This window comes from Allomuricauda sp. MMSF_3307, from assembly GCF_030733585.1.
Classification (GTDB): domain Bacteria; phylum Bacteroidota; class Bacteroidia; order Flavobacteriales; family Flavobacteriaceae; genus Flagellimonas.
Window position 1 is genome coordinate 573733 of sequence record NZ_JASHIQ010000001.1, and the last position, 15247, is coordinate 588979.

A 15247-nucleotide genomic window follows, 5' to 3' on the forward strand; every position below is an offset into this window, starting at 1 on the left:
GGGAAATGAGTAGAATTTAGTACATACATCTACAGTTACTTATTCCTTGGAACAGATCCATACCAACGGTCAATACATGCGTTCCCGTGCTGTAGCCCAAAATTTCGTTGGTGATGACCTGATAGGAATAGCCAAAATAGAAGTTACTCTTTTTAAATCCTGCAATGGGTGCAATGTAAAGTGGCTTACCTAACTGATCGTTCAAAAAACGATAGGTTACCCCTAAATAATAATAGTCCTCAAAATCACGGAACCGGAATTTGGTGTTCAAATCGGTTACGGAACGCCCATCACTTTCAAACCATTGAAAGAACACGGAAGGCTCTATTTCCAGTTTGCTGTTCTTGCTTTTGGAAAAGCTATAACCCGAGTAAACATAATAGTTTCTAAGTTTATTGGGCTCAATGGTAATGACATCCGTATTAAAATTGGTCAGGTCTTTATTTAAAACGTTGCCTGCATTTAGACTAAAAAAGAATTTATCGTAACGATAGAGTACACCCAAATCAAAATTATGGTTGGTAGTGGCTTTATCATCAGCGGGAAGCTGTCCATTACGCTCCTCAAACTGCTCAACGTCGATTCGAAATTGGTTGAAGTTATAAGAGATTCCAAATGAAAGGAAGATATCGTCATACCTATCCAAGGTCAAATGGTGGGCAAAAGACACTCTGGCTCCCCGTTGCCGGGTGAAACCATTACTATCATTGTACAATAACATGCCTACTCCCGACCTGTTTCCAATCCGTGCATCTGCGGCCAAGGTTTGGGTATCCGGTGCATCTTCGATACCCACCCATTGGGTAAGGCCATTGAGCCTTACCTTGATATGGTCACCTATTCCCGCATAGGTTGGGGACATCAAAAAGGGATTGTCCGCAATATACTGGGATAGTTGGGGTACAGTCAACTCTTGTGCTTTGGCAAAGCATGCCAACAGAACAAATAAGATGGTTGCGTATACTTTTTTGAACATGGGGTTAAAGTAGGTTAAGCGTTATTATCGGTATAGGGTAAAATGCCCTACAAATTCTCTGTTATCCTGTTCACCTTGTAATTGAACAACGTACCAGTAGTCACCAGTTGGCAATGGTTTGCCATCATAATTTCCATCCCAGCCCTTAACATTTCGGGCCATTACTTCCACTACTCTACCATAACGATCGTAAATCTTGATTAGTACGTCGGGGAAGCCCTCAATGTTGTCTGGCAGCCATAAATCGTTGCGACCGTCACCATCTGGGGTGAAGAAATTCGGGAATTCAACATCTATGAACTCCATAAAGATTTCTGCCGTGGCCTCACAACCATTTTCATCGACAACGGTTACCGTGTAGGTATCTGTCCTATTGATAAAATAGGTGTTGTCAGTTCCATTGTCCACTCCATTGAAATAGAAGGTATAATCTTCCACACCACCTTCGGCCACGGCCGTAATCTGGTTGATGGTGTTGTTTTCCAACGTCAATGTCAAAGGTTCAAAGGAATCGATGGTAAAGTCGTAGGTTGTCATACATCCATTCGCATGTGCAATGGTAATGTAATGGTCTCCAGGTGCCATGTTGGTAAAGTCGGCCTCCAACTGCATATCTGCAGGATCGGTGGAATCCAAGGCGTACATCAAATCGTTGGCAATGGATTCATCTTCCATTACAATGTCCAAATAATTATCTGGGATATTACCGGTACATTCATACATTGGCGTAACTGTAGCGGCAAGGTTTACTCCTGGGTTTATTTCCACAATTACGTTTGTTTCACAACCTTGGGCATCCCTTACAAACACTACATGTGTTCCGGCTGGCATGTTTTGGAACAAGAACTGATCTTGTACAAAGTTGGAATCCGCAGTGGAATTTAAACTTGTTTCGTAGGGTGCTGTACCTCCAGAAACCTGTAGTTCGAAGGAGCCATCACCACTTTCAAAACAAACCTCATCCATAATGTTGATAGCTTCGGCCACCACAGGATCAGGTTGTGTAATTTCAAACTGGAACGTGATGAAACATCCGTTCACATCCTGTGCGATAACATCATAGATGCCGGGTTCTAGATCAGTAAAGGTGTTCATCGTATCAAACTGATCTAGATTAGGTGAAATAGCGTATAGGATTTCACCTGTTCCCCCCGACACTTCAACAGTAATGGTACCGTCGTTCTCACCTGAGCAAGTAATATTTGTAAATTCTTCTCTCTCCACTACCAATGGTTCGGGGTCTACAATGGTAATCACCGGAGAAACCTCAACACAATCGTCACTGGTAACCCTTACATAGTAATCACCTGCCATCAAACCACCAAAGGTTCCGCTGGGTTGTGGACCATTGATCAAGTTGGTCAAAGCTGCATCTCCGAACAATTCGTAGCTGTAGTTACCGAGTCCACCTGTAGCTTGGGCCGTGATGGTCGCAGATGCCTCTCCCATACAATTGATCATCGCAGCAGAATCGTCAATGTTCAACGTAAGTGGTGGAACCGCATCAACAGTAACTTGGTTGGAAATCAAAGCATCACAACCATTGGCATCCCTTACGTAATATTGATAAGCTCCTGGCCCTACATTGAACGTATGGGTATCACCACCGCTCATTGCTGTAAAGTTGATACCATCAGTACTGTAGAAATAAGGAGCAGTTCCTCCTACGGCACTCAACATGATCTCTGCATTATTGTTACAAGTCATGGCACTCACTTCAATAAGGCTGGCCATTACCTCGGTAGGTTCCGTAATGGTAACTTGAGGAGTTTCTATACCGCAATTCCATCCATCGGATACAGTGATACTGTAGATACCTGCACCCAATCCGTTAAAGGTATTGCTACTCTGTTCACCCGTGGTGAAAACGATATTGGCGCCTGTTGCATCGTAATAGTTTAACTGATATACGTAAGAACCGCTTCCACCGGCAACATTATCTGCCCATACGGATGCACTTTCTGCACCGTAGCACAATAAATCTATTGGAGCAGCATCAATGTCCGCAGTAATAGGAGTTGGTTCTATTAATGTAATCGTCCTATCCTCTGTACAACCTCCATTATCGGTAACGCTTACCGTATAATCTCCTGCGGATAAACCTGTGAACACATAGCTGGCTACATTGTTCATGGTATATACTTGGGATGTGGTAGTATTGGTCAAAACAATATCATAAGGTGCGTAACCTCCTGTTGGGGCTATTAAAATTTCACCTTGATCATTGGTACAGGTTACATTGGCCACTTCTTGTGGGGTGTAATCTAGTGCAGAACTTGGGGAAACAATGGTTATTGTGCCTGATACTGCCGGACAGAAAGGTGCATTGGTTCCCACGATTTCCACATAATAGTTTCCACCCACCAAAGCAGCGGTCGGATCTGGAATTTGGAACGGATTGGTACTTGTATTGCCACTTCCGGTAACCCCTGTTGTTGTTCCATTTGCTTGGAATACTTCATAGTCGTAAGCTCCAACGTAGCCTGAAACGTTGATTTCAATAGTTCCTGCATCACCAAAACAGATAGCAGGTGATGTTGCCGTAGCCACTACATCAATGGTATCGTAAGGTGCAATTGTATGCGTAGTTTCTACATAGCATCCAGTAGTGTCGTTGGTGGCCCTAAAGGTATAACTACCGGGTTGGGTCAAATCAAAGGTAGCTGTTGTAGTTGTTGAAGCTGTCATTGATCCAAAAGGATTTCCAACAGGCAACAGTTCAAATGTATAGGTGTCTCCACCAATACTTTCCGTAACGGTCAATGTTACCGTTTCTGGATTTGCACAAGTGATAGCCACATCTTGATTGATACCCAAGGTAAATGTATTCAATGGCTGAACGATAATACTATCAGGATATTCACAACCATTGGCATCTCGCACCACATAGTTGATGGTTTGGGCAGTTCCATTATCCACAATGTCAAACGTATCATTAGACGTAAAGCTGTTTCCATTGAAACTATATACGTACGGAGCGGTTCCACCTGCTGCCACAACGGTGATGGTCGATTCATTAACCGAGTTGCTTGGTGAACAAACAAATGGTGTTGCCGTTGCGTTTGCGTTTAGAACAGTTGGTTCATCTACAGTAGCGTCGAAAGTGTCATCACATTCCCTAGATGATATTACCCTTACTCGGTAATCACCGGCTGGAAGGTTATCAAAAACTGGACTTGATTGTGCAAATCGGTATGGATTTACCAAATCGGACATTTCGTAAAGCTCGTAAGTGTACACAGGATCTACAACAGTTGCTGGATCTAGTACTACGGTCAAACTTCCATCGGAACCTCCAAAACAGTTGACATCATCTACCAAAACATTGTCAATGACAGGGTCAACTTTATCATCAAGCTCTTGTGTAACGACGTACGTACAAGGTGTTGCTGTATTGTTGTCGGTTACCGTGAAGGTGTAAACACCCGGTTGTGTAAGTCCTGTAAATACTCCTGTTGTATTGGAATCAGTTGTTGTTAAATCAGGATAAACCACATCAAAGGTTAAGTTGGAAGAACCTCCCGATACATTTACTGTGATTTCACCTCCTGGGTTCAAGGAACAGTCGATGGGTTTATCCACAGTGGTGGTTGCTGTCATGGCATCTGTAAGTACTACGGGCCCAACTGTTGTGGTACAAGACCACTGATCGGCTACAAGTACTTCGTAAGAACCAGCACCAAGACCTGAGAAAACAGTACTTGTTTGCGGAGAACCTACAGTAGCGCCGTTTCTGATCAATTGATAGGTGTAGTTGCTTCCTTGGCCACCAGCGGTTCCAACCACTTGGATTTCTCCTTGCAGGTTGGTACAGTTTTCCACATTGACCTGTAAAGTTGCTGTAATTGGAGTTGGATCTGTCAGCACAGCGGTGTCCACCAATTGCTCGCAGCCACTGGAATCGATGACCCAAGCTTCGTAGGTACCTGCACTCAATCCAGTGAAATTTGGGCTGGCCACATAATCTCCCGGGCCAGCTGGTGAAGTAATTCCTACAAAGTAGGAGTATCCACCCCATCCACCGGCAACGTTGGTAATTTGAATGGCACCATCATTACCTAAACAGGTGATATCGGTTACCACAGTAGCTCCGGTAATGGCGGCAGCGGGGCCTGCAATCGTGAACGATTCACTATACAAACATGCTGATCCTGGAGGATTGGTGTCGGTTACTTCAATGTAATACGTACCAGCTGCCAATCCTGTTATGGTAAAGTTGCCATCGGCATCGGAACCTGTTGTCACAGTATCATCAGAAGTATCTGTAGGCGTGTTATTGGTATCGTAATAAAGTGTATAGCTAGTTGCACTGGCATAGGTAACAGAGGAGCTGTCTACCAAATTCAATTCAACGGTACCATTGGTATCACCAAAACAGGTGATATCCGTGGTGTTTACGATGTTTAAATCCAACACTTCTGGATCGGCCACTTCGTGGGATACGGTAATGATACATCCTGTTACCGTATTTCTAACTTCAAAATTGTGAGTGCCAACACTCAATCCAGTGAAACTTCCCGAAGCCTGGAAAGCACCAGAAGGCAATTCCCTAAACTCGTAGTTTGCAGGATGTGTATTGGAATCTGTGATGGAACCAATTGCTGTAATGGTGATATCCTCTCCGGTGACACAAGTGGCCACTGCATCTACGGTTACTGTTGCTGAGTCCAAACGATCGAATGGAGCGATTACAGCTGTTGTGGTCCCCAAACAACCATTGGAATCGTATACATTGATGGTATAGTTTCCTCCGTTGATGTCGGTTGAGGTATACACAGGGTTGCTTCCGGATTGCACTACTACGGAACCTGCGTTGTTGATAAATTCATAGCGCACATAGTTTCCACTTCCACCGGTTATGGATGATGTATCCACAGTGATAGTAGCGTTGTTCCTATTGTTTCCTGCAGTACATGCAAATTCAACTACTGTAGGAGCAGGAACAGAGATAGGAGCAGGTTCGTTGATTACTATACCATTAATCTCAAAAGGACAGCTATTCGTTCCCACTGCTCGCACATCATAGGTTCCTGCAGGTAGGTTTTCAAAGGTATTTCCATTCAGGACAGCGCCGGCAGGCATTGGTATAAGGGTATAGTTCAATGGTAGTATACCGTTATCAACGGCTGTCAAGGTAATGCTTCCATCATTTCCTCCAAAACAGGACACATCAACATGGGTCTCTGTAAAATCAGGAATTGGGGCATCAGGCACATTTATTGTAATGGTCTGCGGACAGTTTGGTGGTGCTGTTCCCATATCGAATACAATAACATCATAACTTCCAGCTGCGGCAGCACCAGTCCACGTAAACTGATTGGAAGCATCCAAGGTTAGCACACCTCTGGCCACATCATTGGAACCCGGACCATCAATCATGTATTCATAGTTACCTGAGCCTGATATAACTTCTATTAGTAATTCCGCATTGGCCGCAGCTCCCGGTTCACAGTCCAAAGCAACGGTTTGCGTTACCGTGAATTCGAGTGGTGGAGAAATATTGAAGGTATCTGTATCGGCACAACCGTTCAAATCTCTTACAGCAATGGTCTGACCGCTACCAGAGCTTAATCCAGAAACGGTGTATTGATTGCTTCCATTAAAGCTAAAGTTTTGGTATGCCGAGCCATTCACACTGATTTGGAACGGGGACATGGCCACCCCGGGATTATCCAAGGTAATCAAGACTTCGAACATACCTTCTTCTACACATTCATCCACAATAGATAGTGTGATTTCCGGTCTTGGGTCCTCATGAACGGTAATAGGTCTTTGGAAAATACATCCGTAAGCATCCATGACGTAGACAATGTAGTCACCTGCTTCCACGTTGGCAGAAGTATTGTTTGTCCACCCTGCACTTGCCGCAGTAGGTGCGGGATCAGTATCCAACAAGTATTGATAGGTATAAGGCGCGGTACCGAACCTACCTGTTGCCGTAATTACTCCAGCATTGGGGTTACAATTGTCGTTTTGTGGGCTAGCCACATCCAAATCCAATGGATTGACGGATTCACGAATCGTAAATTCACCTCCGTTCACGGAACATCCATTGATTGCCCCACCTACTTCGGTGAGTAATAAGTAGTATTCTCCAGGAGGCAGGGTCGCAAAATTGTTAACGGTCACCGTGGTAGGTGTGTTTACTGTGGCTGTTCCACTATGCCCTGTTGAGACATTGGATTGTCTATTGAATATTTCGTAATCTACAGCGGTTGCCCCACTATCAAAGCCAGTGAAGGTAAATGAGATATTTCCATCTGCAGATCCTGTACAGCTGACGTTGTTCACAGCATCCAAGGTAGCCGTCATCGCAGATGGCGTATTAATGGGTGCTGCCGCTTCTTCAAAATAATAGCAGTTGGTAGTAAGGTCGTATACCACGAAGGTGTAGGTTATACCAGGAGTAAGCCCGGTAAAGGTAGCGGTATCTCCACCAACCGTGTCAGGTGCTTGATAGGTGCTTGAATAAGGAGCAGTATAGTTTTCCAAAATGGCAAACTCGTAATTACCACTTCCTACAGCGGAACCTACAGTAACTATAGCGGTACCTCCGGAGACACAATCTGCGGTTGCGGTGCTCACATCAATATCCAAATCATTAGGCGGCGATGCAATAATCTCTGTGGTGAAAGATGCGCATCCATTGGCATCCACTACGTCAATTTGATAGATTCCAAATTCCAGTACGGTGAAGGTATGGTCCCTTGCGCCAGAAGTGGTGGTATAGGTTTGTGGCGCAATACCATTATTGGCCGTAAGGATGTATGTATATTCTGCTGTTCCGCCAGAAACACCGGAAACAGTAATGGAACCTGGATTGGTGACTCCCGAACTTGAATCACAAGTAATCGGAACATCAGATGTGGTGTATGTGATCGGACTAGGTTCAGAGATTACAGCGGGAAATGGTGCTGAAACACAACCTTTGTCGTCAGTGATCGTAACTTCGTACGAACCAGCTGGCAATCCTGTTGTTTGGGTTCCATAAACAGTGCCACTGATGGTCTCCACTACATTAATGGTGTATGGCGGCACTCCAACAGAAGTTTCTATGGTAATATCCAAACTACCTGTGCTCTCTCCGTTACACAAAATGTCGGTAGGAGTAACACTGCTGATAACAGGCGGCACTGCTGGAGTAATTACAATACTATTGGTTACAGCACTACAAGCTGGGGTGGAAGTATCAGTTACTCTGAACATATAGGAGCCATCCACATTGGTGTTGAATACATTGCCAGTAAATCCAGTAGAATTGTAGTTGGTTCCTCCATCATTGGACCATTCATACGTATATGAACCTGAACCTCCATTTGCATTGACGGTGACAGTAGCATCAGCCAAACAAGTCAAATCATTATTAAGGAAAGCAGACGCCGTCAACGCTGGATTGATGGTAACTGTGTCCTGCAACGAGCAACCGTATTGGTCGCGTACATCTACGGTATAGGTTCCGGCCACCAGATTATTGAACGTATAGGAAGTGGCTGTTGAAGGGGAAGGTGTGATCCACGCTCCGCCGTTCAAGCTAAACTGATAATTGCCATTTCCAGCGGTAACATCCACCTGAATACTACCGTCGTTATTTCCGCTATAACATGCTGTTGGGGTTGCATCAAAAGCAAGAATTTCAAAAGGATCTACCGTAATAGGTGTTGTATCCTCACAAGCATTGGTGTCTCTTACTCTAATTACATAGTCACCATCGGTTAAGCCGGTAAATACATTGGATGATTGGTAAGGAGTAAGTATGGCGCCTAAGTTATCTTCCAATTGATATTGATACACTGGTGTTCCACCGATCGCCGTTGCCGTTATGGTTGCACCGCCATTGGTACAAGTGAGTTGGGTGGTAACCGAAGCAGTAACGTCAACCACATCTGGTTGTGATAAGGTTTGATTAAGCACCACTGAACAAGCAGGGTCTCTCAAGTCAACAATTTCGATGGTATGTGCCCCTGCGGATAAACCGTTTACGGTTATCGGACTGGCAAATTGCGCCGCTGAAACAGCACCTCCATCCACTTGATAGGTAAATCCGATGGCTGGATCAAAGTTTTCAGCCTCAAAAGTGATGGTGCCATCGGCAGCTCCGTTACAAGTCAGGTCGGTAAATGCCGTAATCGCACCGTCAAAGGCACGTCCGTCCTCCACATTCACATTAATGGTCAACGATTCCGTACACACTTCTGGGGTTTGGAAGGCTTCAATGTCATCTATTGCAATATCATTTCCTCCGGTTACTGCCGAATTGGTACGAATTACGATATCCAAATTGGTGTTTCCTCCCGGGTTAAGGGTCACGGAGTAATTCTGCCAATCGTTGGCCCCATTGTTTTTGGGAACGTTTCCTGTGGTTGTACTGGCAATTACGGTTCCGCCGCCATCTACCAACTGAATGTCAATATCTGGGTCGGCTCCACCAGTTCCATTTCTCAATAGGTTAAATGCCCAAAGAGAAATGGTAATATCCCTATTGGGAACCACCTCAATGCCTCTTTTGGCATAGATAATACCATTGGGCCCTACTGCACCACCAACGTTCATGGCCAAGAAGCGCCCATTGGGCAAACCTGAGTGGTCATTTGGACTCAACCACGAACCGTAAGGGTTCACGATGTTTTGCGTCACAGAGTATTCCCCGTCTTGGATTCTGTTATTAATCGCCCATCCACAAGAATTTACGGTTCCGTTTTGAGGCTCGTAGCAGTATGCCGGGTCCACTTCGGGAATACTGGTGTTGGGTCCGGTTCCAAAGTTTTCGGTAAGTAGAATACTTGGGGAAGGAGCTATATTGCTGGTATAGTTAACCGTTATGGTGTGGTTTCCAACGGGCACATTGCTGAACACGTTGGAAGTGTTCGGTGTATTTGGGGTTCCGTTGATTTCATAGGTATAATCAAAATTCGTACTGCTTGTTGTTACGGTAATCGTTCCTTCTCCATCACACTCATAATCTATGGCCGGTGTTGCCGTAGGGGGTGTTGGTTCCAGGTCAATGGTAACCGTCATTGGATAGGTACACAAATTGGCATCCCTAATGTAAAGGGTATGGGTTCCTGGCAATAGGTAGCCGATAGCACTTGCGCCATAATTGGAACCGCCATCAAAGCTATATTCGTAGGGAGCTGTGCCCCCAATTGCGTTGGTAATCCTTACCTCTGCACCCATACCGGGGTAACATTCGGCCAAAGCTGTAACTGCGGCGGATGCAGATAGCGTTAGAGGCTCGTTTATCGTATAGATTTCGGTTACTTCACAGTTGTTGGCATCCCTTACACGGATATTGTAGCTTCCCGCGGGAAGGTTTACAAAGGTGTTCGAGGTTTGATAGGTAGACCCATTGTTGATACTGTACGTATACGGTCCCTCTCCACCAGACGCCGCAATAGTAATTTGAGCTTGTGCTTCCCCACTACAAAGAATATCTGTATTGGTCACATTAATGGTCAATGGGGGATCTTGGGCAATGGTGATATCATAATTTGCCTCGCAATAGCCTGAAGCTCCACCATTGTCGCGTACATATACATCGTAGTCTCCAGCACTAGTAACGGTAACAGGATTTGTAGTTGAAAAATCTCCAGTTGTTGGAGTGGCCCCATTGGCCACCACGGCATACACGTAGTTGCCGTCACCACCGGCAGCGGTGATGGTTATATCTGTATCTGTAGCACATGCAGTAATGTTTGGAGCGGAAGCCACTACGCTCAGCTCGGGGTCTATGGTAATGGTTTCCGAGTCGGTACAGTCATTTCCGTCCCTCACATCTATGGTATGGGTTCCAGGGCCCAAGCCAGTAAACACATTGCTGGTTACAAATGGACCTCCGTTAAGGCTGTATTCATAATTTCCATCCCCTCCAGAGATTACATTGGCCGTTAGGGTAAGACCTGTAGCATCATCATAGCAAATATCATTTGGAACAATGTCCAATGCGGGCGCTACCGCTTCGTTAATGACAAAGTCATCGGTATATACGCATCCGTTGGCGTCGGTAACGGTAAAGGTGTAGGTGCCGCCAATGTTCAAACCAGCAAACAAACCATTGGTCTGTGGTGCAGGAAGGGTATAGCCTGCTGGACCTGAAGTGATTTCATACGTATAGCTTCCCCATCCTCCAGCAGCGGCAATGGAAACGGAGCCATTGGCCAAACAGGTGGGCTGAGTAATGGTAACTGGCGCTGTAATAGCTGCTGTGGGAGCAGCTACGGTAACGCTTGCCGTGTCGGTACAGTTGGTAAAGTTATCGGTTACGGTAATGGTATAGGTTCCTTCAGCCAATCCATTTAATGAAACGGTTCCGCTGGTCTCCCCTGTTCCAGAGAAGCTGGCGGGCCCTGTAACGGTATAATCGTAGTCTGTGTTAAAGTTGTTAACCGTGTATTGGATTTCACCATCGGTATCCCCCAAACAGGTAATGTTGCTAATCAGCTGACCAGTAACGGAGATTTCCGTTACTGGGGCTATGGTGTAGCTTTCATCATAGGTACATCCTGCGTTGTCGGTAACACGGAAAAGGTAAGTTCCGGGCGCCAAACCAGTGAAGGTGTTGTTGTTCCCATTGTTAACGGCACTTCCTGCAGGAGAGATGATTTCATATACCAAATTTGGCTCGCCTCCGGTCACGGTTAGGGTTACATCGGAAGTAAAGGTTGGACAAAGTGGATTGGTAGCCGCAAAATCGATATCCGTTGGTGGGTCTAGCGGATCGATTGTGATGGGAGTGGCTGTGAAGACACATCCAACGGCATCACGAACGGTTACTGTGTAGGTTCCATCCGTAAGGTTGTTGAACGTTGAAGCACTTCCAAAAGTAACGCCATCAATACTATATTCATAAGGAGCGGTCCCTCCTGTTACATTTTGAACCTCAATGATACCCTCTTGTAAACAGGTATAATCTTGGGTCAACACAGCATCGGCATCCAAAGCAAAGGATGGAGCTGAGATAGTAGAATACTCAAAATAATCACATGAGGCACTACCTTTACGCTGGTTAATGACCACCACATAATCCCCATCGGTCAATCCTGGGAAATTCCCAGAAGTGTTTGTGGCCAAGGCATTATTTAAATCGTAATTGTCCTCGTCAAAACCAGTTGCATCAAACAAATAGTAGGTAAGTTGATATCCGTTGGAACTGACCAAATTAAAAGTAATCCCACCAGTAGCATCACCATAGCAAACCACATCGGTCACCGTGGTTGGATCAAAATCAGCGGCAGGTCGAAATTCGATAGTAACTGTATTCGAAATATCGTAGCAGTTGTTTCTGTCCACCACCACGAAAGTATATTGTCCGGGATCGTAAATGTCAAATATTTGACTGGTTTGATAGGCAGAAGCCGGAACGTCGTTTACAGTTGGATAAGAAATTTGGGTAACCCCGTTTTCATCCACAAAGGACCAAATAGCGTAGGTGTGCGGCGTTCTTCCTCCCGTGGACTCCATCAAAATATTACCTTCCCTACACGTAATATGCTGGGAAATCCTGGCGGTAAGTTCTAGGTCTGTAAGATCTTGTATGGTTACTTGTTCCGTATAGTCGCACCCGTCATCCGTGGTAACGGTTACGTCATAGATACCATCGTTAAGGTTTTCGAAGGTGTAATTGTTATCGTTGGTTGGGCCATGGGTATCGACTACGGTTCCTCCTTGGGATATTTCATAGTAATACTGCGCTTCTACATTGAGCACAGAGATGGCTATCTCGCCCAGACCGTTACAGTCTGTGTCCTGAGGAACCACATCCACTTGGAAATCCCTGTCCAGTATACCAATATTGTCCAAAACAAACACACAACCATCGGTTACACCGGCCTGTCTCATTTCCACCATATAAGCACCATTGGTGTCAATGTCAAAACTTGGGCTCGATTGGTAAGGCTCAACAATTGTTCCTGTGGACTGATCTACAAGTTGGAACTCATAAGTCAACGGCATATTGGTCACGGTAATGTTACCGGGGGTGTCACAAATAATGTCGCTGGAAGTATACTGAGGGTCTAACGGGTTTTTATAAATATTGAAATAGAATCGACTAAAACAGCCATTTTGATAGTTGATGACCAGTCGATATTGGCCTGTGTTTTCGGCCAAAAAGTCGTTTCCGGTGTCCACGGTGTTCCAGGTACATCCCGTATTGGTGTTGGCACAACCATCTACAGAAGCACCACAGCTGGTTTCGTCCAATTGCTCCCAAACAATGCTCGTGGCATCGGGAATATTGATTTGGATAAGCTCCGTGTCATTCAATCCACAAAGGAAAATCTCGGGAAGCTCGCTACCATCGTTGGGGCATATTTCAATATCACCATCAATGGTGTTTGAGGTGTCGTTGATCAAAGCAGTTATGGGGTTGGACTGTACAGATCCAAATAGTTCCACAACAATGATTTCTTGGAAATCCTTACACGGATCGGCCACTTGTTTGTCCACAAGATATGTTCCGGTTTCACTTACTAAAAGGGTACTCGGGTCGTTGTCCGCATCCCCATCAGTGATTACAGTGTCGGTACCAACATCAATAGTATTGTTCCCATTTTCATCGCGGTACCAAATGTAGTTGTCAAAGTTGTCCCCGGCATCAAGAAGTACGTCTTCACCACATAATTGTACGGTTCTGGTAAAATTACAGGCACTTAGATCGTCCAATAGAAAGTTGGTGGCTCCGGGCGTACCAAAACCACAATCATCAAAGTCATAAACGCTGGGGTCGTCCGTGATTTGGTTCGGATTTATAATTCCCTGATAGGTGGAATATGCCAAGTTTTGGATGACATCGGTACAGGCATCAATAAAGTCGAAACAGTTCTGGGCCACCTGTACCCGCATTCTTATTTGTGAAATAGGGTCGCCAATCTCAATAAGGTTGTCAGGAATACTGAACATCACTTCCCTAGTGGCAGCGTCGTAGGTATAGGTAACACCTGCTGGCATTGTGATGGAAGATTCGTCCAAAGTAACATTAATCGGTAATATGTCCCTAATGGTATAATTGGTGGCATCGTCGTTCCCTGTATTTTGGAAAGAAAGCACATAATCCAAGGTTTGACCAAGATTTACCCCGGCTCCGGTAATATCGTTTCCTCCAATGTCCTCTACCGTTTTTTCAAGTACAATGTTGGGTTCAATTACTTCGATACCAAAGGTCACCAAAAATGCGCCATAGCCATCCCCTTGTGTGTAAAGACGCAAGGTGGCATCGGTTTCGCCATTGTCTATAATACTGTTGGAGGGGTTGTTGATTTCAAAAATATCCGCATCGTAGCCAAGGGTGTTTGTCGCATATATGTTCCTGTTGGTAACATCTGCACCATCAATGGTAATGTTTGAATTAAAGAAGTTATTCGCAGGGTTGGAACCATTGGATAGGTTGGTAAAACCAGGGTTCATTGGAGTTTGGATTCGGAACGCATCTCCTGTGATGCTTCTATCTCCCTCTACGACACTTGCCCCCAAACGGGCCCTTACCGGTCCGGATGGAATGGTATTGAATCCAGACACATTGATATCTGCACTTGAAGTACCGGAAACACCAGCGTATCCATCAAAAACAGAGATATATTTTCCAGAAAGCGTTGGGTTCTCGTAGATGACAACCAATGTCCAACCACCGGCACCACCGACGCTTACTCCTCGTGTGGCCCTAACGTTAGCAACGGTATACTCTCCTGCTGGATTTGCCAAAGCTTGAAGCTGATTCGTAACGTTGGCAAAACAGGTATAAGGGGAGTCCTTGAAGTTGACATCATCATGGATTACGGCATCTTCCTCTCCTACGGGGTCAGGGTTGTTATCGGCGACAATATCGATATAACTTCCGCCGGGGACCTTAAATTTAATTTGCCTAAAGTCCAAACGTCTGGAATCATTGTTCGGAAGTCCAGAGATTTGAGTGTTGTTCATTACCTCTTGTTGGTAATTGGCCGACCAGTAGAGTCCGGCCCAGTAGATTCTGGAACAATCGGGCAAGGTTAGGGTAGAGCTACTAGAACTAAAGGTGGACGGATCTCCATCAATATCGATATAATCTCTGTGGAAATTGTTGTTGTTGTTATTGCCATTATAGGGGTCGTTGGCCGTATTGCTTCCATCCACTCGGTTAAGAATAGAGTTGGCCAAAAAGGTATAATCTCCCTTGATGTTTATATAGGAATTGTCCAGCCTTGGGGTAAAAGGCACCTCCACCTGAGCATGAAGTGCAGAGCTAAGAAGCCCTATGCCCAGTAGGCAAACAATAGATTTGAATAAGACTTTGGTCAT

Annotated in this window: 2 protein-coding genes; both read right to left on the reverse strand. The window is 45.1% G+C overall.

All coding sequences use genetic code 11. From position 1 onward, the window contains the following. Positions 1-16: 16 nt before the first annotated feature. Positions 17-976 carry a type IX secretion system membrane protein PorP/SprF gene (locus RBB12_RS02520; protein ID WP_179383224.1) on the reverse strand — a complete coding sequence of 320 codons (960 nt, stop codon included), beginning with the start codon at positions 974-976 and terminating at the stop codon, positions 17-19. Positions 977-1000: 24 nt separating this feature from the next. Next, entirely contained in the window at positions 1001-15247 is a 14247-nt protein-coding gene (locus RBB12_RS02525) for a T9SS type B sorting domain-containing protein (RefSeq protein ID WP_306026650.1), read from the reverse strand.